This window comes from Silicimonas lutimaris (assembly GCF_047314965.1).
In the GTDB taxonomy this organism is placed as follows: Bacteria; Pseudomonadota; Alphaproteobacteria; order Rhodobacterales; family Rhodobacteraceae; genus JAVJUV01.
The window spans coordinates 182,334-202,559 of sequence record NZ_JBLBVK010000054.1 but is presented as its reverse complement, the minus strand read 5'-3'; the positions used below and the strand labels follow the sequence as shown (position 1 = coordinate 202,559).

Here is a 20,226-nt window from a genome sequence, read left to right as displayed (position 1 = left end):
TTTGCCATTTGTGCCCGGCGGCATAGTTCGTTCTAGTAGGAAGCATAGTCAGAACGGGAGCGATTGCCATGACCGATGCCGCCGACCTTGTGGCCGAGATAGAAGCACTTGGAACAAAGCTTGGCGAAGCCAAGGCAAGCATCACCAAACGCTTCATCGGGCAGGAGCGGGTCGTTGACCTAGTCCTGTCCTCCATTCTCTGCGGCGGACATGGCTTGTTGGTGGGCCTGCCGGGGCTCGGCAAGACGCGGCTCGTGGATACGCTGTCCACGGTGCTCGGTCTCGACGGCAAGCGAGTCCAGTTCACGCCCGACCTGATGCCGGCGGATATTCTGGGGTCCGAGGTTCTGGAAACCGGAGCCGATGGCAGCCGCACATTCAAGTTCATACAGGGCCCGATCTTCTGCCAGCTTCTGATGGCGGACGAAATCAACCGTGCCAGCCCCCGGACGCAGTCGGCCTTGCTGCAAGCGATGCAGGAGAAATCCGTGACCGTCGCCGGCGTGGCCCATGCATTGCCCAAGCCGTTCCACGTTCTGGCGACACAAAACCCGATCGAACAGGAAGGCACATACCCGCTGCCCGAGGCCCAGCTCGACAGGTTTCTTGTCCAGATCGACGTACCATATCCGGACCGCGATACAGAGCGCGACATCCTGATGGCCACGACCGGCGCGGCGGAAGCCGAGTCCTCGAAGGTGTTTACTCCACAGGAGCTGATCGCGGCGCAGGCTCTGGTGCGCCGCATGCCGGTTGGAGAATCGGTGGTCGAATTGATCCTTGATCTCGTTCGGGCCTGTCGCCCGGACGAACCAGGGGCGTTGGACGTCGTTCGCGATAACGTCGGATGGGGACCCGGGCCGCGGGCAGCGCAGGCGCTGATGCTGACCGTTCGCGCCCGCGCGCTTCTTGAAGGACGGCTTGCACCGTCTTCCGAGGATGTGGCCGCTTTGGCGACCCCGGTTCTGACGCACCGCATGGCGCTGACCTTCGCGGCGCGCGCGCGGGGCATCTCGTTGCAGTCCGTGATCGATGCGGTCGCCGAGAACGTCACCCGGGTCGAGGCGGCAGCGTGAGAGAACCCGCCGCCCTACGTCAGGAAGCCGAAGCCCTAGCCGGTCCGCTGCCGCCCCTGCTTGCGGCGGCGGAACATCTGGCGGCGAGCGTAATTCCGGGTCAGCACGGGCGGCGCCGCGTGGGGCAGGGCGACGAATTCTGGCAGTACCGGCCCAGCCATGCCGGCGACGAGGCGCGCATGATCGATTGGCGCCGGTCCGCTCGGGCGGACGATTCTCTCTTCGTGCGTGAAAAGGAATGGCAGGCCGCGCAATCGGTCATGCTTTGGCTGGACATGGGCCAGTCGATGGATTTCGCGTCAGATGCCAAGCTGCCCACGAAGGCCGATGATGCAAGGCGGCTTGCTTTGGCGCTGGCCGTCCTGCTGGTTCGGGGCGGAGAGCGCGTTGGCTTGACGAATATCGGGCTGCCTCCGCGCTCAGGCGAATTACAGCTTTTGCGGCTGACGACCGCGCTGGCCGAGGGGCATGACGCGACCGAATACGCGGCGCCGGAATTGCGCGGAGCACCGTCGCGGTCGCGCGCGGTGTTCCTGTCGGACTTCATGGGCGATATCGGGCCGGCGCGCGAAGCCCTGACCGGCGCTGCGGACAGGGGAATTTCTGGCGCGCTGGTGCAGGTGCTGGATCCGGTAGAAGAGGCCTTTCCCTTCGATGGACGGACGATTTTCGAATCCATGGGAGGCACCATGCGTCACGAGACGCTGAAAGCGGGCGACCTGCGCGCGCGCTACCTGGAACGTCTGGACGCGAGGAAGTCGGAACTGCGAGCGCTGGCTTCGGCAACCGGCTGGCAATACACTGTCCACCATACAGGGCAATCTGCGGCGGATACGCTGCTCTGGCTCTACACCGCTCTGGAGCGTGTGCACTGATGTGGTCGATTGGTCCGATAGGCTTCGCGTCGCCTTGGCTTCTACTGGGGCTGCTCGCCTTGCCGATCCTTTGGATCCTGCTACGCGCGGTTCCCCCGGCTCCGATACGGCGTCGGTTTCCCGGCGTCGCGCTGCTTTTGGGCCTGACCGACGACGAGACACAGACGGACCGTACGCCATGGTGGCTTCTGTTGCTGCGCATGGCTGCTATAGCGGCGGCGATCATCGGTTTCGCCGGGCCGGTTCTGAACCCCCAACCCGAGAGCGCGGGCAACGGGCCGCTGCTGGTTCTGATGGACGGCACATGGGCCGACGCGCCGGACTGGGGCCGCCGCATGGACCGCGTGGACGCGGTGCTTGGAGAAGCCGCTCAAGCTGGCCGCGAGACGGCTGTCGTGACCCTCACGGATCTGCCTCCTGACGGCGTTCTGCCATTCCGCTCCGCCGGTGCCTGGGTACCGCTTCTTCCGGGAGTGCAGCCCAAGGCCTGGGCACCTGATGGCGTGGCCGTCGTCGCTTGGGCAGAGGAATTGGAGGGCCGCTTCGATACGCTCTGGTTTTCGGACGGGCTCGACCATGACTGGCGCGGCGACGTACTGGCGGCATTCATGGATCGCGGCAGTGTAACGGCCTTCGAAACCGCATCGCCCGTGATCGCTCTGCGACCGGCGCAATTCATCGATGGAAATATCCGCCTCGAGGCGGTTCGCAGCCGCACCGGGTCTCCGGCTACTCTCACTGTGGCGGCGCATGGGTTGGACCCGGCAGGAACGCCGCGTCAGCTGGCCGTGGCCGATCTGGTTTTCGCACCCGGCGATGCGATGGCCTTTGTCGAGCTTTCTCTCCCGGCGGAACTGCGGAATCGCGTGACGCGGTTCGAGGTGCTGGGCCAGCGCTCGGCAGGTGCGGTCAGCCTGACCGACGATAGCCTGCAACGCCGCGAGATCGCCATCATCGCCGCGCGCGACGAGCGCGAGGGTCTGCGCCTTCTGTCTCCAACTCATTACCTGGAACAGGCGCTGGAGCCCAATGCGGACCTGATCAGCGGAACGATAGACGACATCGTGCTGGCCAATCCCGACGTGATCGTTTTGGCCGATGTTGTGGCTCTTGGCGGCACCGAACCCGAGGCGCTGGAAGCCTGGGTCGAGAATGGCGGATTGCTCCTGCGCTTCGCGGGTCCGCGCCTTGCCGCGTCGGACCTCGGACGAGATGCGGAGGACAGGCTGATGCCCGTGCGCCTTCGGGCCGGAGGCCGGACCGTCGGCGGTGCGATGAGTTGGGGAGAGCCGAAGACCCTGCGGGAGTTCTCGGCGGAAAGCCCGTTCTTCGGATTGCCCGTTCCCGATGATGTCACTGTTTCCAGTCAGGTCATGGCCCAGCCCGATCCGACGCTGGCCGAACGCACCATCGCCACCTTGGCCGACGGAACGCCGCTGGTGACACGCAAGCGGATCGGCTCGGGTCAGGTGGTGTTGTTCCACGTCACCGCCAACGCCGAATGGTCGACGCTGCCGCTTTCAGGTCTCTTCGTTCAGATGCTGGAGCGCCTTTCGGTTTCAACCCGTCTGTCGGGACTGAGCGCAGAAGATCTCGTCGGCACTGTCTGGACGCCCGATCAGGTGCTTTCGGCCTTCGGCGAGGTCGAGGATGCCGGTGCATTGCCGGGCGTGAATGGCGAAAGACTGATCGAAGAAAGGCCCGGGCCGGACCTGCCGCCCGGCCTTTATGCCGGCGAAGACCGCCGGATTGCCCTGAACATTGCCGAGGCCGGCACTGAACTGTCGGCGTTTGCCTGGCCCACAGATGTGCCCGTGGAAGGATTTCAGGTTGTCGACGATACGCCCTTGAAGGGGATTCTGCTGAGCCTCGCGCTGATCGCGCTGATGGCCGACGTCCTGGCGACGCTATGGCTGTCAGGCCGGCTGACCAGCGCAAAGGGCGTCATGGCCGCGGTTCTTCTCACCCTTTCCCTTGCGGCAAGCGTGCAAGATGCCCGGGCTCAGACTGCCGAGGATATCGACAAGATTCTCGCGGCTGCCTCAGAAGTTACGCTTGGGTATGTCGTCACTGGCGACGCCTCACTGGATCGCGTGTCGGCAGCCGGGTTGAGTGGACTGTCCACCGTTCTGTTCCGCCGCACGTCCATCGAGCCGGCAGAACCGGCGGCGGTGAATCTCGAGACCGATGAATTGTCGGTCTATCCGTTCCTGTACTGGCCGATCACGACGGAGCAGCCGCGCCCCTCGTCCGAAGCCTATGCAAGGCTGAACCGGTATCTGCGGGGTGGCGGGTTGATCCTCTTCGACACGCGGGATGCGAATGTCTCCGGGTTCAGTGCGACCTCGCCCAATGGGCGCAAACTGCAGGAACTCGCGTTGCCGCTTGACGTGCCACCGCTGGAGCCTGTCCCTTCGGATCATGTGCTGACACGCACGTTTTATCTTCTTCAGGATTTCCCGGGCCGCTATTTGAGCCGGGAGATCTGGGTGGAAGCGGCGCCGGCTGATGCCGAACAGGTCGAAGGCATGCCGTTCCGAAATCTGAATGACAACGTGACACCGGTGGTGATCGGAGGAAACGACTGGGCCTCGGCCTGGGCCGTGGACAGGTCTGGTGCGCCAATGTTCCCCGTTGGACGTGGTTTCGCCGGGGAAAGGCAGCGCGAGATCGCGTATCGTTTCGGTGTGAACCTGATCATGCATGTGCTGACCGGAAACTATAAATCGGACCAGGTTCATGTGCCGGCGCTTCTGGACAGGTTGGGACAATGATGACCTGCGTTGACTTCGTCATCGCCGGGGGGCGGCCAGCCTGCGGCGCGCCGCCCATAGGGGCGCTGCCCCCGTCGTCTTCGACGACTCCCCCGAAGTATTTCGGCCAAGAGAAAGGGTGCCTTTGAACATGGAGAGCGGCACGATCATCTTCGATCCGTTTCTGCCTTGGCCTGTCCTTTGGATCGCCGTCGCGTTTGCATTGGTGTTTGCGGCAATTGCGGTCTGGCGTGGGCTCTCGGGCTGGTGGCTGCGTGGCCTTGCACTTGGCGTTCTGCTCCTGGCGATCGCGAACCCGTCGCTTCAGATCGAAGAACGCGAAACACTGAGCGATATCGTGATCCTCGTGGTCGACGAAAGCGCCAGCCAAGGCGTGGATGTGCGGCCTGCTCAGATTGCCGAGGCCGTGGCGGGTCTCGAGGCTCGGATCGCCGGCATGGCCAATACCGAACTCCGGATCGTCCGGTTGGGAGATAGCGATGGCAATCGCGGCACTCTGCTGATGGAGGCTCTGACCAATGCGATGGCAGAGGAGCCTCGTGCCCGGATCGCGGGCGCGATCCTGCTGACGGATGGTCAGTTGCACGATATCGAGCGCCTCCCGGAGATGCCTGCGCCCCTGCACGCGCTGCTGACGGGGGAGGAGGATGACTGGGATCGCCGTTTGCTGGTGCAGAACGCCCCTGCCTTTGCGATCATCGGCGAACCGGTGACGCTGACCCTTCGGATCGAGGATCAGGGCGCAGTTCCAGGGAACCTTCCCGAGCGCGCCGAGCTGGACATCTCGGTCGATGGGGAGCCGCCACAGCGCTTCGAGGTGCCGATCGGGCAGGACCTGGAACTGCCGGTGACGCTGCAGCACGGCGGGATGAACGTGATCCAGTTCACGCTCCCGGAGCAACAGGGAGAGTTGACGGCGCGCAACAACACCGCCGTCGTACAGATCAACGGTGTGCGCGATCGGCTCCGGGTCCTGTTGGTTTCCGGCGAGCCCCATGCGGGCGAGCGCACCTGGCGGAACCTTCTGAAGTCGGACGCCTCGGTCGATCTTGTCCACTTCACCATTCTGCGCCCGCCCGAAAAGCAGGATGGCGTGCCGGTGAACGAGTTGAGCCTGATCGCGTTTCCGACGCGAGAGCTCTTTCTCGACAAGATCACCGAGTTCGACCTGATCATCTTCGACCGCTACAAGCGACGCGGGATTCTGCCGTCGATCTATCTGGATAATGTGCGCCAGTATGTCGAGGATGGCGGAGCGGTTCTGGTTGCCGCCGGACCGGATTTTGCCAGCGCCGACTCGATCTATCGCTCTCCCTTGTCCGAGATCATCCCCGCCGAACCAAGCGGGCGAGTCCTCGAAGAACCCTACCTGCCGACAGTTTCCGAAGTCGGCCAGCGCCATCCTGTGACCGAGGGTTTCATGCCACCCATCGACCCGGATGCGCCCCAGGGTGCGCGTCCCTGGGGCCGGTGGCTTCGGCTGATCGATGTGGTTGAGCAGAGCGGCACTACGGTGATGACCGGAGTGGATGACCGCCCGCTTCTTGTTCTGGACCGGGTCGGTGAGGGCCGCGTCGCCCTGCTTGCATCGGATCATGCCTGGCTATGGTCGCGGGGCTACGAGGGCGGGGGACCGCAGCTGGAGTTACTGCGGCGTCTTGCACACTGGATGATGAAAGAGACCGAACTTGAGGAAGAAGCGCTGACGGTCACTGCCGAAGGCCAGACGATGACGATCGAACGCCGGACCCTGGGTGAGAGTGTCGGGGACGTCGAGATCACCGGCCCTGATGGCGAGGTTGTCCTTCTTCCGCTTGAAGAAACCGCGCCGGGCCGGTTCGGTGCCGTCTGGGAAGGGCCGGAGATCGGGCTATATAGATTGGCGGAGGGCGACATGGATGCCGTTATCGCTCTTGGGCCTGCCTCGCCGCGCGAATTCGAGGAAACCATTGCTTCGGCCGCACTGCTGGAGGAGCCGGTAGATGGCACGAGGGGCGGGATTCTGGCGGTCTCGGACGGGCTGCCGGATATCCGCCGTGTCCGCGAAGGTCGGGTCGCTTCAGGACGGGGCTGGATCGGAATAACGCCGCGGGAGGCCTATCTGACGGCCGATATCCGTGTCTCTCCGCTCTTGCCGGCGTGGGTCATGCTGCTCCTGGCCTCGCTTCTTGCCGTAGGTGCATGGCTTTGGGAAGGGCGCCGCTAAGCTATTCGGCGGCCTGGTGAAGTGTGAAAGGCTGTTCGTACAGGTAGTCGCGCGTCATCGGAACAACATCTGCGCTGCGTGTCAGCTGGAACTGGAAAACGCATTGCCGACGGTGACGGAATGTCTGCTCGCATGCAGAAAGATAGAACCGCCACATCCGGACGAAACGGGCATCATAAAGCGCCTCGACCCGGTCCGCGTTGGCCTCGAACCGGTCCAGCCAGCGCCTGAGCGTTTCGGCATAGTGACGCCAGAGAAACTCGATATCCGTGACGCGCAAATCCTGCCGCTCAATGGCTGAAGACATTTCCGACAGGTTCGGAATATATCCGCCCGGAAAGATGTACTTTGCCAGCCAGGCATTCGTTCCTCCGGCGGCGGTGACAGCTCCGATTGTGTGGATCAGGGCGATGCCATCCGGCGCCAGAAGATCGCGGACCGCAGAGAAATAGGCGTCGAAATATGGCAGTCCGACATGCTCGAACATCCCGACCGAAACGATGCGGTCGAATTCTTCGTTGATATGCCGGTAGTCCTGGAGGCGGATGTCGATCATGTTCTCCAGGCCCCGCGCACGCACCCGTTCCCGCGCAACGGCAAGCTGCTCTTCCGAAAGGGTGATTCCGGTTACACGGGCGCCATACTCTTCCGCCAGCGTCAAAGCCATGCCACCCCAACCGCAGCCGATGTCCAGAACGCGCATGCCCGGTTCGACCATGAGCTTGCGCGCTATATGGTTTTTTTTCTGCGACTGGGCCTGTTCCAGCGTATCCCCGGATGTACGGAAATAAGCGCAGGAGTACTGCCGGTCGTTGTCCAGAAACAGGTCATAAAGCTCGCTCGACAGATCGTAATGATGCGCGACGTTACGGCGTGACAAGGTAGGGACATTGTTCAGCATGAAGCGTCGAAGGGCGGTCCTCAGGCTCTGATGCCATCGCTGCCACCACAGGCGGTCGGCACGGTCGATATTCGCAAGGACTACGGCAAGGAAGGCCCCGATGTCGTCATTTTCAACAGTGAGTGCGCCGTCGGTATAGGCCTCGCCCAAAGCCAGTTCCGGATTGAGCACAAGTTTTCGGACGGCTGAAGCGTCGTGAATCTGCGCGCGAGCCCTTGGGCTTGCGCCATCGCCAAAATTCAACTGTCGCCCGTCCGGAAGTGCGATCGTCAGTGATCCATTCCGGACAAAGGACTGCATCATGTGTTCAAGGATCTTGCTCCACATGACCACCCCCCGTGAACCATGGATCCCGTTGAAACATACTATTCATGAAATGACTTCTTGCAACATCTGTATGACGGGTCGTAAAATATATAATGAAATCAATACAATATGCGGGATATATTCCTGAGGTTTAGGGCCGATACACCAGTCGTTTATTGCGGGAAAAGGGTGAACTGGCATTGTTGTCGTACCCACTCAAGAAAGGAACATCCCGAATGAAACTATCCCAACTTCTGCTGACTACATCTCTTTGCGCAGCCACCGCACTTCCCGTCTACGCGCAGGGTCGCGGCTTCAACTCGATTGACGCAGACAACGACGGGATGCTCAGCCTCAGCGAACTCGAAGCTGCTTTTGGAACAGAGCAAGCACAGAGAATCCTCGCGCGCGATGACGACAACGGAGACGGCATGCTGACCCGTCGTGAAGTGCGATCATCGAACGATGATGAAGATGACGACGAAGAGGACGATGAGGACGACGACGAAGAGGATGATGACGACGAGGACGACGACGAGGACGACGATTCCGACGAGAGCGACGATTCTGACGAAGATGACAGCTCCGACGAAAGCGACGATTCCGACGAAAGCGATGACGGGGAAGACGACGATTGACCGCTGCCCCATCCGGTCATGCCGATTGACGGCACGTTTTCCACGTATCCGCGCCGCTGCTCTACCCGCAGCGGCGCGGCTTACCGGAGTACAGGCTTTTGGAAGAACAGATGCAGATTGAGCAAATCAAATACGAGAAACTCTTTTCAACGCCGCTGGTCCGTTTTCGAGTGCCGGATCACGAGGCACTGAACGTGGCTCTCCTTGAAGAGGGGGCGCGCCTGAGAGGTCAGTCGAGCGGCGTTACCAAGTCAAACCGTGGTGGCTGGCATTCCGAAGGAAACCTTTTCGAAAACGAAGCCGGGTGCATCCAGACTTTGCGTCAGCTTGCCGAGGACTCTGTCCTGGCCGCGACGCGCAAGATCGGAGCCAAGACCGATCCGGCGACTTTGCGGCTGAAGCTCTTCGCATGGATGAACGCCAACCCGCCCGGCGGCTTCAACGCGCCCCATACGCATCCCGGCGCCCATTGGTCGGGGGTCTATTATGTTTCCCAGCCTGAGATCGAAATCGGGAATTCGGGCATGATCGAGTTCCTCGACCCGCGCACCGACCTGCCCAATTGGCGCATCCTCGGAGCGAACGCATTTCGCTTGAAAAAGAAACTGCGACCTCAGGCAGGCGAGATCGTCCTGTTTCCCTCATACCTTGTTCATTGGGTCTATCCCAACGAAGCGGAGGAGGAGCGCGTCTCGATCGCCTTCAACGCCACGTTTCGCAAGGGCGGTAAGGTGACACCAGAAGCTATTGCAGACTAGGTGCAAAGCGCGCGGTGCGCGCTTTGCGTCACGTACCGGATGTAGGTTTCCTGTGTCCAGCCACATTCCTTGGTCAAGAGCTCCCAATTCCTGACCGACAGAAGCATCCATAGGAAGTCCGTAGCACTCTCGCGGTCCAGATGCGGCGCCAGGTGTCCGTCCTTTTCCAGTTGCTCGACCGCTGCCGCACAGCCATGGCGAACAGCCGCCATCCGGTCGTCCCATGCCGCTTTCGCTTCGGTGTCGCTGTCCTTCATTGCCAGAAGCGCCTTGGCCACGCCGTAGATCGTCGGGATGTAGTTGCCCCAGACATCTATCCAGAGCGTCAGCCGTTCCCGACCCGTCGGTGCAGCCCTGCTGGCGCTCAGCTTGCTGTCCACATCGTTGATGTCATCGACATATCGCGTGGTCGCCACGAGAAGCTCGGCGCGATTCGGAAAATGCAGATAAAGCGCCTGCCGGCTGATCTTTGCGGTCTTGGCGATGTCACTCATGCGCACGGCGTTTCCGCCACCGGACTCCAGCAATTCAAGGGTCGCGGCAAGGATACGGGTGCGGGTCGGATTGCTTTTACTTGACATGATGTAAAGTTAATGGCTATGCGTGCCACCGTCAACTTGACATGATGTCAAGTTACTCAAAAAAATATGGAGATCAAACATGAGAGTCATCGTATTCGGAGCCACTGGTACCGTCGGCAAGCTGGCCGTTGAACGCATGCTGAAAGACGGCCACCATGTCACCGCATTTGCCCGCAACCCGGGAAAGCTCGACATCCGCGACCCGCGGTTGTCGCTGGTTGCCGGGGACGCCTTTTCGGAAACCGAGGTTTCAGAAGCGATCGAGGGTCACGACGCAGTCGTCGTCACTCTTGGTGCAGGCATGTCGCGCTCCAGCCGTATCCGCTCCCTAGGTACGCTGAACGTGATCCGCGGGATGCATAAGCACGGGGTCCGTGGGCTGATCTGCCAGTCGACCCTTGGCGCGCACGAAAGCTGGTCCAACCTCGATTTCTTTTGGAAGCGGATCATGTTCGGCTTCCTTCTGAAGCCAGTTTTCAAGGACCATGAACGTCAGGAGGATATGGTACGCGCCAGCGGTCTGGACTGGACCATCGTCCGACCTTCCGCCTTTACCGACGAGCCCGCGAAGGGTGGCTACGTCGAAGACGTTCGCCCGGGCGAGCGGAAACTGACACTCAAGATGCCACGTGCCGACCTCGCCAACTTCCTCAGCCGCCAGATTTCCGACACGCGCTATCTGTACCGTGCAGTCGGCATTACGAATTGACGGTCGGATTCAAGGAGCGAATGAAATGGAACCGCAAATCATTCTCTGGGTCCTCATGGTCCTCGCGCTCGCAGCGGCGCTGGTCGCTGGCGTATTTCTGACCTTCTCGGACTTCGTCATGCCGTCGCTTTTCGCGGCAGCACCAGCCGCCGGAACAGAGGCCATGCAGATCATCAACCGGAAAGTCTATCGCTCGATCTTCATGGTTCTGCTGATCGGGCTGATCCCGGTTTCGGCGACCATCGCAATTGCCGCGTTCCTTATGGACCTGCGCGCCAGCCAATGGCTGATTGCCGCCGGTGTGTTGTACTTCTTCGGCGTCTTCCTGGCATCCGCGGTGGGAAATATCCCGATGAACAAACGGCTGGAGGCGATGCCGCAAGGCGGCGTGGAGGCGCAGCGCTATTGGCCCAACTACGTCACGGGCTGGGTGCGCTGGAACCATGTGCGCTGGATCGCAGCGACCGGCACCGCAATGTGCTACCTTTTGGCTGCAATCGAACTTGCCGGTGCGCTTTGAGCGTGTCGCCCTCGACGAGAAGGGGCCGGTGCATCTGACGTGCTCCGGCGCCTTTCCTATAAACTAGGGGACAAGCCCAGAACTGCAGGTCGTCACCGGGACGAAATCATCCCGACGATGTCATAGGTCTTCGCGAGTATGGGCGCGGCTATATCGCTGGCTCTTCTCGCGCCGTCCCCGACGATCCGGTCAATTTCGGCGGGGTCCCCCATCAAACGGTTCATCTCGGCCGTTATCGGTCCCATCGTTTCGACAGCGACGTCGGCGAGCGCGGGCTTGAATTGCCCCCATCCGGCACCGGCGTGCTGCGCCATGACCTCGTCGGTCGAGATGCCGGCGAGCGCGGCATAGATATCGACAAGGTTCCGGGCCTCGGGGCGGTCCTTCAACTCGGCATAGGTCTCGGGAAGGGGTTCAGGATCGGTCCGGGCCTTCCGGAACTTCTGGGCAATCGTGTCGGGATCGTCCGACAGATTGATACGGCTCATGTCCGAAGGGTCGGACTTGGACATCTTCTTCGTCCCGTCGCGAAGACTCATGACACGGGTGGCTGGACCTTCGATCACCGGTTCGGTGATGGGAAAGAAGTCGACCTTGTAGTCGTGGTTGAACTTGGCCGCGATATCCCGGGTCAGCTCCAGGTGCTGTTTCTGGTCCTCTCCCACAGGCACATGCGTGGCATGGTAGATCAGGATGTCAGCCGCCATCAGGGCAGGGTAGGCGAACAGCCCGAGCGAGGCGTTTTCGCTATTCTTGCCGGCCTTGTCCTTCCACTGGGTCATCCGGCCCATCCAGCCCATGCGGGCAACGCAGTTGAAAACCCATGCAAGCTGCGCGTGCTCAGGCACCTGACTTTGGTTGAACAGGATCGAGCGCGCAGGGTCGATGCCGGCCGCCATGAAGGCCGCCGCGGCTTCGCGGGTGTTGCGCCGAAGAGCTTGGGGATCCTGCCAGACCGTGATCGCGTGCAGATCGACAAGGCAGTACAGGCATTCGTGCGTACCTGCATCCTGCATTTCGACAAAGCGCTTCAATGCGCCAAGGTAATTGCCAAGCGTCAGGCCGCCCGAAGGCTGGATTCCCGACAGAACACGCGGCGTGAAGGCGGTGGCCATGATGGCTCCTCTGGATTATCAAGCCCGGCGGGCTTACCGAGAGGGAAGAGGCCCGTCAAGAAAGGCAGTGAAGATGTCGAGCGACGATCACATGCAACCCTTGTTCAATGCGCTGCCACCGGTGGTGGTGGCACTGGCGCTGGCGATCTTCGGGGTCGAACTGCTGATTTCGGCGGGTGCGCGCGGATATATCGGCGGTCCCGAAGCAGTCGGCTGGCGTCTAGAGGCGATCCGGGAGTTCGCCTTTTTCAGCCCCGTTCTGGAATTCGTGATAGAACGCCAGGCGTGGATGTCACCCGAATTGCGTCGTTTCGTGACCTATCCTTTCATCCATCTTGGGTTTGCGCATGTGATTTTCGTGATCGTCTTCCTGCTGGCGCTCGGCAAGCTGGTGGGCGAGGTCTTTGGCAATCTCGCTGTGCTGATCGTCTTCTTTGGCTCCGCCATATTTGGCGCCCTGATCTTCGCGGGGCTGACCGGCGACTCTCGGCCCTTGGTCGGCGGCTATCCTGGGGTCTACGGGCTGATCGGCGCGTATACCTTTCTGTTGTGGGTCAGCTACGGCGTGACCGGCGAGAACCAGTATCGGGCCTTTACGCTGATCGGTTTTCTGATGGGCATCCAGTTCATCTTCGGTTTTCTGTTTGGGTCAACCAATGACTGGGTGGCAGAGATCGCGGGCTTTCTTGTGGGGTTCGCAATATCGCCCATGCTGGTGCCCGGCGGTTTCCGAAGGTTGCTCAATCGGCTGCGTCAGCGTTGACGCCGGAAGACAGCGCGCAGTTCGTCGCGGCGAAACGCACCGATCGAAAGACCTGCAGCCGCGTAGACCAGCGCCCCGAAGACGCATAGCAGCAGAATGCCCAGCACCTTGTATCCCGGCATTTCCATCAGTGGCGCGATAAGGAACTGCCCTACCCAAAGCGCCAGTCCCATCAGGGCCGAGGCAAAGACGATAAGCCAGATCCGTTTCTTCGCCCTGCCGTCAAACCGCGCGGCTTGTCCCATGGAACGCGTGCCCGTCCAAAGGAGTGCTAGCATCGCCCACCCAGCAAGCGTTGTGGCGATTGCGGCGGCGATGAAGCCAATCAGCGGCGCAAGACCGATGGCGACAGCGGCATTCACGACGAGAGCGACCAGAGCAAAGTAAAACGGTCGCCGCGTGTCTTCCCGCGCAAAATAGAGAGGTTGCACGACTTTCTGCAGGATGAAGGCCGGCAGCCCAAGTCCATAAACCGCGCAGGCCAGCGCAGTCGCGGCTGTATCGTCGGCGCCGAACGCGCCTCGCTGGAACAGGGCCTCGACCAGCGGTGTGGGGATGATCACTAATGCGACCGCGGCCGGGATGGACAGGGCCATCGACATCTCCGCGGCACGGCTGAGCGCGTGCTGACCTCCGTCGGTATCCTCGGCCTGCAGGCGTCGGGACAGATCCGGAAGAAGGACGATTCCGATCGCGATGCCGACGACGCCCAATGGCAACTGGTAAAGCCGGTCGGCGTAGGACAGCCACGCGACCGCGCCGTCAAAGAAACTGGCCACCTGCCGTCCAATCAGCAAGTTGACCTGTACCACGCCACCCGCCAGCGCGGCCGGGGCCGCGATTATGGCCAGACGCTTCAACTCGGGTGTCCAGACCGGACGTTTCGGGCGAAGATCATAGCCCGCCCTGTGAACCGCCAGCCAGACCAGAGACATTTGCGCAATTCCCGCCAGGATGACGCCGAATGCCAGAAGCGTACCGTATTCACTGCCTGCGGCGGCGGCATCGATCACGGTGAAATTCGGTGCAAGAAAGCTTCCCAGAACAAGCGCAGCGATCAGTATGATGTTCAGCAGCACCGGTGCCGCGGCCGCCGCAACGAAACGCCCGGACGCGTTCAGGACCCCCGACAGCAGGGCGGCCAGCGAGATGAACAGGATATACGGAAAGACGATGCGTCCCAGAGTGACCGTCATGTCGAACCGCTCGTCACCCGCGAAACCTGACGCCATTGCCAAAACCAGCCACGGCATGAAGATGATCGCGAAGACCGTGAAGACGATGAGCACCGCTGCCAGACCTGACATGGCGTCCCTGGCAAATCCTTCGGGGTTGTCTCCTGACTCGAGCTTTTTCGAGAACAGCGGGATGAAGGCCATGTTGAAAGCGCCTTCCGCGAAAAAGCGGCGGAACATGTTGGGCAGGGCGAACGCAATGAGAAACGCCTCGGCGACGGGCCCGGTGCCGAGCCAGGCCGCGATCAGGACATCCCGAACGAACCCCAGGACGCGGCTCATCAATGTCCAAGCGCCAACCGTCAAGGCGCTGGAAATCAGCCTGATACTCCGAGCCATCAGAGCAACTCCGCGGCGACCGAAAACGCGCGGCGAATTTCTTCGGAGGGCCCCACCGTCATTTCGTTTCTGCCCGCTCGGCGCCGGCCTCGACCGCGTCCCGGAGTTTCTTCTCGAGCGTCCTTTGCTTGGACTGCGCGTAGAACTTCAGTCCGAACATGTCCTTCACGTAAAACGTATCGACTACCTGTTCGCCATATGTCGCGATCACAGCGCTTGCGATGTAGACGTTCGACTCGGCCAGTGTACGCGTCAGATCGTACAAAAGGCCGGGCCGGTCGCGGGTATCGACCTCGATGATCGTGTAAATCTCGGAACCCTCGTTGTCGAAGGTGATCGAAGTCGGCACCCTGAACGCCTTTTCGCGTTTCTTGAGCTTGTCGCGGTCAGCCAGCGACTTGCGTGGCAGTACCTCACCAAAGAGCGTCTTTTCAATGGTCTTACGCAAACGGGGAAGCCGGCTGACGTCATAGGGATGACCTTCGGCATCCTGCACCCAGAACGCGGCCGTGGCATATCCGTCCGACGAGGTATAGGTCCGGGCATCGACGACGTTCGCTCCGACCAGCGCAAGCGCCCCCGCCAGCCTGGAGAAGATGCCGGGATGATCGGCAAGGGCGAAACAGACGCGCGTCGCGTCACGGTCTTCGTCCAGCTTCAGATCGAGCCGGATTTCATGGTTCTCGATGCCGGCGAGCAGTTTGGCGAAAACGACATGCGTGTCCGTAGTGAGGCCCTGCCAATAGGGGCCATAGTGGCGCGACGTCTCGTGTCGAAGGTCCTTCTTGTCCCAGTCGTCCAGCGCGGCGCGGAGCGATTTCTTGGCTTCCGCCTCGGCAGCCTCGCGGTTCACCGCTTCAAGCCCGTGCTCCAGTGCCATCGCTGTTTGGCGATAGAGCGCCCGCAACAACTGGGCTTTCCAATTGTTCCAAACCCCAGGACCGACCCCGCGAATGTCGCACACGGTCAGCACGGTGAGCAGATCAAGCCTCTTCTTGGTCTTCACGGCTTTGGCAAAGTCGCGCACGGTCCGCGGTTCGGACAGGTCGCGCTTCTGTGCCATGTCCGACATCAGGAGGTGATATCTGACCAGCCATTCGGCGGTCTCTGCCTCCGACTTGGTCAGTCCAAGTCGCGGGGCCACTTTGCGGGCGATCTGCGCCCCCAGGATGGCATGATCCTCGTCCCGGCCTTTCCCGATGTCATGGAGGAAGAGGGCCGCGTAAAGAACCTTTCGGTTCACACCCTCCTTGAGCACGCGGCTGGCGATCGGCAGTTCCTCGACCAGTTCGCCGCGCTCGATCTGAGCAAGCGTCGAGATGCATTGAATGGTGTGCTCGTCCACCGTGTAGTGGTGGTACATATTGAACTGCATCATTGCGACGACTGGTGCGAACTCCGGAATGAACGCGGAGAGCACGCCCAGTTCATTCATTCGGCGCAATGCGCGTTCCGGGTTGCCGTGCTTGAGCAGAAGATCGAAGAACAGCCGATTGGCCTCGGGCGAGTTCCGCATTTCATCATCGATCAGCTGAAGGTTCGCGCGGATCAGCCGCATCACGTCCGGGTGGATGAGATAACCCGTACGAAGCCCCTCCTCGAAAATGGCAAGGATGTTAAGCTTGTCTTTCAGAAAGGTGGACGGTCGCTGGACAGTGAGGCGGCCCTGTTTCACCGCGTAGCCCGGCTTCAGTTTGCGGCGGCGGCGAAAAATCGTGAAGGGTGAGGCGACGCTCTTTACGTGCTTGGCCTCAAGTGTCGTGAGGAAGATGCGCGTCAATTCACCGACTTCGGTGGCATGGCGGAAATAATCCTGCATGAAGTATTCCACCGCCCGGCGCTTGCCCTTGTCGGCGTAACCCATGCGCTCGGCCACTTCGACTTGCATGTCGAACGTCAGCTGATCCATCGCGCGCCCGGCCGCGAGATGAAGATGGTTGCGGACGGCCATCAGGAACGTCTCGGCGGCGAGAAAATCATCGTACTCCTCGCGGGTGAAGAGACCGAGTCCGACCAGATCGGACACATCGTTCACGCCGTGGATGTACTTCCCGATCCAGAACAGCGTCTGCAGATCGCGAAGCCCGCCCTTGCCTTCCTTTACATTGGGTTCGACCATGTAGCGCTGGCCGCCCTGTTTGCGGTGCCGCTCCGCCCTCTCGGCGAGTTTCGCCTCGATGAAATCCGATGCCGTGTTGCGGAAGAGATCCTTCTTCAGCTTTTCATCCAGCGTCCGGGCCAGCGCCTCGTCACCGACCAGAAAGCGGTGCTCCAGCAATGCCGTGCGGATCGTGTAGTCGTCCCGGCCGAGACGGATGCAATCCTTCACACTGCGCGAGGAATGACCGACCTTCATGTGTAGATCCCAGAAGATGTACAACATGCTTTCGATCAGGCTTTCGGCCCAGGGCGTTATCTTCCATGGCATAAGGAACAAAAGATCGACGTCCGAGAATGGCGCCATTTCCCCCCGGCCGTAACCGCCGACGGCAAGTAGCGTCAACCGTTCGCCCTCTGTCGGGTTGGGGTTCTTGTGAAGGTAGGTCGTCGCTACCCGAAAAACCGTTTGGACCACGCAGTCCGTAAGCGCGGAATAAGCGCGCACCGTCGCTCTCGCCGCCCGCGGGGCTTCCGAATAGGCTTGCGCGATGACATCACGTCCGTTCGCCTGAGCGGATTTCAATGCCTCGACCGTCGCCTTTCGGATCACCGCCGGTGTGGTGTCGTCGCCTATGGCGTCCACGATTGCCCGGAACACGGCCTCACGATCGAAGATCGCAGCTTCGTCCAGTCCAAGCTCCGCGAATGCGGATAGTTTTTCGGTCGTTCCGGCTGGCGGCTCAGAAGCCGATGCCGCCAAAGCTTCTTGGCGCGGGGTCAATCACGATCACCTGGTTGTTCTGGATTGTCGCCACGGCCAGTCCACGCTGGATCATTCCGTTGGGGAAGAGGCGGAAAGGACCGTTGACGCCGGCAAAACCCTGCCCCTGCGTCAGGGCAGCAGTTGTCAGGGCGTTCGCGTTCCCTTGAGCCGCAAGCGCTCCGATGGCGGCGATGGCATCGTAGGCGAGTGCAGCCACGGGATTCGGCGCGGTGCCGTAGACAGACTGGTAACGGTTGGCGAATTGCTGGGCCAGCGCGGGCGAAGGTGCGGCAAACCAAGCCCCCTGCAGTCCCTTGAGCGACAAGGCGCTCGAAGGAACATCAAGCCGCTGAAGGCCGATGAACTGCGAATTCGTGGCGTCGATACCGTTTTCCGGCAACAACTCGGCCAGGAAGGGAAGCGCGCCGGCCGTGCCCGATGTCACGAACAGCGCGTTGGCCCCGGACGCACGGTATTCCCGCGCAATTGTTGGGATCGTGTCGATCACGCCCTGTTGGGACAGGGGGAAGGACGTGATGCCTGCCAACTGAGCGCCATTGGCCTGGATCGCGCGCCGTATGGCGTCGGCTCCCAGCCCTTCGATCGGGTCTTGGGCATGGACGATGTAGATGTTTCCGCGTCCCTGCCGAACGGCGTGGGAAACAAGGCGATCCGCGCTGTTCTGGAACGTGTTGCCCAAAAGAAAGACATTCCCGCCGGCGACCGCGGGGTTGTTCGAAAAGGTCAAGACATTGACACCGCGCGAGGCGGCCACCTGACCGGCTGCGCTGGCGGCTTCTGCGAAAAGCGGTCCAACGAAAATGCGTGCGCCGTCGCTCAAAGCCTGATTGGCGGCGATGGTCGCTCCTTCAGGAGTGCCACCGGTATCATAGACGCGCAGGTCTACCGACGCGCCCTGAAGATCGCTGGCGGCAAGGCGCGCCGCGTTCTCGAGCGATTGGGCCAGGCCGGCGGCCGACTGCGAACTCTTCGGAACCAGGAGTGCGACGGGCACCGGGCGCGACGTGTTGATCAGCGCTCCACCAGCAGGCATCGAGACGTCACAGGCCGAAAGCGCAGCAAAGCCCAGTCCGGCGGCAATCCATGCCATTGTCTTGCGGCGCAAGAAATTCAAACCAGCCATCGTTAAAACGCTCCCTGGGTGGACAGAAGTTAGCCGCGACCCTATGCAGAAACGCCTGCCAAGTAAATCAGGAGAGGTGCAGTGAGCGCGACAGAACAACCGAATGCGCTGACGCCCGGGCTATATTTCGTGGCGACGCCTCTGGGCAACGCGCGGGACATAACGCTTCGCACGCTTGATATTCTTGGCGCGGCGGATGTTCTGGCTGCCGAAGACACGCGCTCCCTGCGGCACTTGATGGAAATTCACGGAGTGCCGCTGAAGGGTCGGCGGATCGTCGCGTACCACGACCATAATGGGGCGGCTCAACGCCCGAAACTTCTTGGCTTTCTGGCCGAAGGAAAATCCCTGGCGTATGCCTCGGAAGCCGGTACGCCGCTGGTGGCTGATCCGGGCTATGCGTTGGGGCGCGACGCGATTGCGGCTGGGCATCCGGTTTACTCGGCACCGGGCCCATCCGCGGTCATAGCCGCGCTGACGGTGTCGGGCCTACCCACCGACCGATTTCTTTTTGCCGGTTTCCCGCCGAACGCCGTCGGAGCGCGGCGCAGGTTTCTCGAAGAACTCGCCCCGATCGAGGCAACGCTGGTCCTTTACGAAAGCCCCAATCGTCTGCTCCAGACATTGACGGATTGCGCGAAAGTGCTGGGCGGGGATCGGTCCGCTGCCGTTTGCAGGGAGTTGACCAAGAAATTCGAAGAGGTCTCTCGCGGATCCCTGAACAGCCTCGTGGAAGCGTTTTCGGACCGCAAGGTTCGAGGCGAGATCGCTATCTGTATTGGCAAAGGCAGCAACAAGGTCGATGAGGCGACTCTGGAACAGTCCCTGATCGAAGCGATGAAGTCGATGAAGCTGAAAGATGCAGCCAATGCGGTGGCTGCCCGTTTTGGAGTGCCGAAGCGGGACCTTTACCAGCTGGGACTCGAAATACAAAAGCGCGATTAATCGATGCTTCAAAGGTCATCCCTACAACGGCCAAAAGACCGGGAAGGACGATCATGCAATCCGCACGCGCTGCAAAGGCCGCCACCCACAGGGGAACAAGGAACTACCTTTCGGGCCTTGCCGCGGAAGACTGCGTTGTGCGCGAGTATGTCGCCAAGGGAGCGGTGCCGGTGGCCCGGCGTTGGCGGGGGCGTTCCGGAGAGATCGATCTTGTCTTGACGATGGGCGACCTCCTGATCTTCGTCGAAGTCAAAAAGTCCAGGACGTTCGCCAAAGCCGCAGAGCGACTGTCCCACGCGCAGGTGTCTCGTATCATGTCGGCGGCCGAAGAATATGCCGCCGGATCGCATGCCGGAACGTCTCCCGTATTGCGGATCGACGCGGCGCTGGTCAATGAAATCGGCGAAGTGGACATAATCGAGAACGTCTCGCTCTTCTGATCACGGAAAGGCGCATTGCGCTGCCAATCCTGTTGCGC

General features: G+C 61.3%; 17 protein-coding genes. 11 read left to right on the top strand and 6 right to left on the bottom strand.

What is annotated here, in order from left to right:
• The first annotated feature begins 68 nt into the window (after window positions 1-68).
• The 4 genes from ACKLNI_RS15870 to ACKLNI_RS15855 all read left to right on the top strand — a co-directional run bounded on the left by ACKLNI_RS15870 (window position 69) and on the right by ACKLNI_RS15855 (window position 6,931).
• Entirely contained in the window at window positions 69-1,076 is a 1,008-nt protein-coding gene (locus ACKLNI_RS15870) for an AAA family ATPase (protein ID WP_413720059.1), read from the top strand.
• A complete protein-coding gene (locus ACKLNI_RS15865; RefSeq protein ID WP_413720058.1) occupies window positions 1,073-1,951 on the top strand; it encodes a DUF58 domain-containing protein in 879 nt (292 codons plus the stop codon). Before ACKLNI_RS15870 ends, ACKLNI_RS15865 begins: the two co-directional genes overlap by 4 nt.
• On the top strand, window positions 1,951-4,725 hold the full coding sequence (locus tag ACKLNI_RS15860) for a DUF4159 domain-containing protein (protein ID WP_413720057.1): 2,775 nt from the start codon (window positions 1,951-1,953) through the stop codon (window positions 4,723-4,725). Before ACKLNI_RS15865 ends, ACKLNI_RS15860 begins: the two co-directional genes overlap by 1 nt.
• A 130-nt stretch (window positions 4,726-4,855) precedes the next feature.
• Complete coding sequence (locus ACKLNI_RS15855; protein ID WP_413720074.1) at window positions 4,856-6,931, top strand: hypothetical protein; 2,076 nt, start codon at window positions 4,856-4,858, stop codon at window positions 6,929-6,931.
• Between the two features lies 1 nt (window position 6,932).
• On the opposite strand, the gene ACKLNI_RS15850 is transcribed toward ACKLNI_RS15855, so the two are convergent.
• Window positions 6,933-8,159: a class I SAM-dependent methyltransferase gene (locus tag ACKLNI_RS15850; RefSeq protein ID WP_413720056.1), complete on the bottom strand. Its 1,227-nt coding sequence runs from the start codon at window positions 8,157-8,159 to the stop codon at window positions 6,933-6,935.
• 215 nt (window positions 8,160-8,374) lie between these two features.
• Here ACKLNI_RS15850 and ACKLNI_RS15845 point away from each other — a divergent pair, with 215 nt between their 5' ends.
• Entirely contained in the window at window positions 8,375-8,776 is a 402-nt protein-coding gene (locus ACKLNI_RS15845; protein ID WP_413720055.1) for an EF-hand domain-containing protein, read from the top strand.
• Window positions 8,777-8,886: 110 nt separating this feature from the next.
• A complete protein-coding gene (locus ACKLNI_RS15840) occupies window positions 8,887-9,534 on the top strand; it encodes a TIGR02466 family protein (RefSeq protein ID WP_413720054.1) in 648 nt (215 codons plus the stop codon).
• Here ACKLNI_RS15840 and ACKLNI_RS15835 read toward each other — a convergent pair.
• Window positions 9,531-10,115: a TetR/AcrR family transcriptional regulator gene (locus ACKLNI_RS15835; RefSeq protein WP_413720053.1), complete on the bottom strand. Its 585-nt coding sequence runs from the start codon at window positions 10,113-10,115 to the stop codon at window positions 9,531-9,533. The two genes, ACKLNI_RS15840 and ACKLNI_RS15835, sit on opposite strands and share 4 nt — an antisense overlap.
• A gap of 79 nt (window positions 10,116-10,194) precedes the next feature.
• On the opposite strand from ACKLNI_RS15835, the gene ACKLNI_RS15830 reads away from it, so the two are divergent.
• The gene (locus ACKLNI_RS15830; protein WP_413720052.1) at window positions 10,195-10,824 is read left to right on the top strand and encodes an NAD(P)-dependent oxidoreductase; all 630 of its coding nucleotides are present in this window, start codon (window positions 10,195-10,197) and stop codon (window positions 10,822-10,824) included.
• 25 nt (window positions 10,825-10,849) lie between these two features.
• A complete protein-coding gene (locus tag ACKLNI_RS15825; protein WP_413720051.1) occupies window positions 10,850-11,344 on the top strand; it encodes an anthrone oxygenase family protein in 495 nt (164 codons plus the stop codon).
• Between the two features lie 92 nt (window positions 11,345-11,436).
• Here the strand turns inward: ACKLNI_RS15825 and trpS are convergent, their stop codons facing one another.
• Complete coding sequence (gene trpS, locus ACKLNI_RS15820; protein ID WP_413720050.1) at window positions 11,437-12,459, bottom strand: tryptophan--tRNA ligase; 1,023 nt, start codon at window positions 12,457-12,459, stop codon at window positions 11,437-11,439.
• Window positions 12,460-12,532: 73 nt separating this feature from the next.
• Here trpS and ACKLNI_RS15815 point away from each other — a divergent pair, with 73 nt between their 5' ends.
• Window positions 12,533-13,222, top strand: a complete 690-nt coding sequence (locus ACKLNI_RS15815; RefSeq protein ID WP_413720049.1) for a rhomboid family intramembrane serine protease — start codon at window positions 12,533-12,535, stop codon at window positions 13,220-13,222.
• Here ACKLNI_RS15815 and murJ read toward each other — a convergent pair.
• From murJ to ACKLNI_RS15800, 3 genes are read right to left on the bottom strand one after another with little or no spacing between them, the layout of a single operon-like run.
• Window positions 13,213-14,796: a murein biosynthesis integral membrane protein MurJ gene (gene murJ / locus ACKLNI_RS15810; protein ID WP_413720048.1), complete on the bottom strand. Its 1,584-nt coding sequence runs from the start codon at window positions 14,794-14,796 to the stop codon at window positions 13,213-13,215. The two genes, ACKLNI_RS15815 and murJ, sit on opposite strands and share 10 nt — an antisense overlap.
• Window positions 14,797-14,854: 58 nt before the next feature.
• Complete coding sequence (locus ACKLNI_RS15805) at window positions 14,855-17,677, bottom strand: [protein-PII] uridylyltransferase (RefSeq protein ID WP_413720047.1); 2,823 nt, start codon at window positions 17,675-17,677, stop codon at window positions 14,855-14,857.
• Window positions 17,637-18,803, bottom strand: a complete 1,167-nt coding sequence (locus ACKLNI_RS15800; RefSeq protein ID WP_413720046.1) for a penicillin-binding protein activator — start codon at window positions 18,801-18,803, stop codon at window positions 17,637-17,639. Before ACKLNI_RS15800 ends, ACKLNI_RS15805 begins: the two co-directional genes overlap by 41 nt.
• A gap of 81 nt (window positions 18,804-18,884) precedes the next feature.
• Here ACKLNI_RS15800 and rsmI point away from each other — a divergent pair, with 81 nt between their 5' ends.
• Window positions 18,885-19,748 (top strand): 16S rRNA (cytidine(1402)-2'-O)-methyltransferase, encoded by an 864-nt coding sequence (rsmI, locus tag ACKLNI_RS15795; RefSeq protein WP_413720045.1) that lies wholly within the window; start codon window positions 18,885-18,887, stop codon window positions 19,746-19,748.
• A gap of 53 nt (window positions 19,749-19,801) precedes the next feature.
• Window positions 19,802-20,188: a YraN family protein gene (locus tag ACKLNI_RS15790; RefSeq protein ID WP_413720044.1), complete on the top strand. Its 387-nt coding sequence runs from the start codon at window positions 19,802-19,804 to the stop codon at window positions 20,186-20,188.
• The last annotated feature ends 38 nt before the right edge of the window (window positions 20,189-20,226 follow it).

Bases quoted from the DNA above. Each gene is read 5' to 3' on its own strand.
- ACKLNI_RS15815 (WP_413720049.1), top strand. From the start codon at position 12,533: ATGTCGAGCGACGATCACATGCAACCCTTGTTCAATGCGCTGCCACCG.
- ACKLNI_RS15870 (WP_413720059.1), top strand. From the start codon at position 69: ATGACCGATGCCGCCGACCTTGTGGCCGAGATAGAAGCACTTGGAACA.
- ACKLNI_RS15840 (WP_413720054.1), top strand. From the start codon at position 8,887: ATGCAGATTGAGCAAATCAAATACGAGAAACTCTTTTCAACGCCGCTG.
- ACKLNI_RS15830 (WP_413720052.1), top strand. From the start codon at position 10,195: ATGAGAGTCATCGTATTCGGAGCCACTGGTACCGTCGGCAAGCTGGCC.
- ACKLNI_RS15845 (WP_413720055.1), top strand. From the start codon at position 8,375: ATGAAACTATCCCAACTTCTGCTGACTACATCTCTTTGCGCAGCCACC.
- ACKLNI_RS15855 (WP_413720074.1), top strand. From the start codon at position 4,856: ATGGAGAGCGGCACGATCATCTTCGATCCGTTTCTGCCTTGGCCTGTC.
- ACKLNI_RS15850 (WP_413720056.1), bottom strand. From the start codon at position 8,159: ATGTGGAGCAAGATCCTTGAACACATGATGCAGTCCTTTGTCCGGAAT.
- trpS (WP_413720050.1), bottom strand. From the start codon at position 12,459: ATGGCCACCGCCTTCACGCCGCGTGTTCTGTCGGGAATCCAGCCTTCG.
- ACKLNI_RS15800 (WP_413720046.1), bottom strand. From the start codon at position 18,803: ATGGCTGGTTTGAATTTCTTGCGCCGCAAGACAATGGCATGGATTGCC.
- murJ (WP_413720048.1), bottom strand. From the start codon at position 14,796: ATGGCTCGGAGTATCAGGCTGATTTCCAGCGCCTTGACGGTTGGCGCT.
- ACKLNI_RS15835 (WP_413720053.1), bottom strand. From the start codon at position 10,115: ATGTCAAGTAAAAGCAATCCGACCCGCACCCGTATCCTTGCCGCGACC.
- ACKLNI_RS15790 (WP_413720044.1), top strand. From the start codon at position 19,802: ATGCAATCCGCACGCGCTGCAAAGGCCGCCACCCACAGGGGAACAAGG.
- ACKLNI_RS15825 (WP_413720051.1), top strand. From the start codon at position 10,850: ATGGAACCGCAAATCATTCTCTGGGTCCTCATGGTCCTCGCGCTCGCA.
- ACKLNI_RS15860 (WP_413720057.1), top strand. From the start codon at position 1,951: ATGTGGTCGATTGGTCCGATAGGCTTCGCGTCGCCTTGGCTTCTACTG.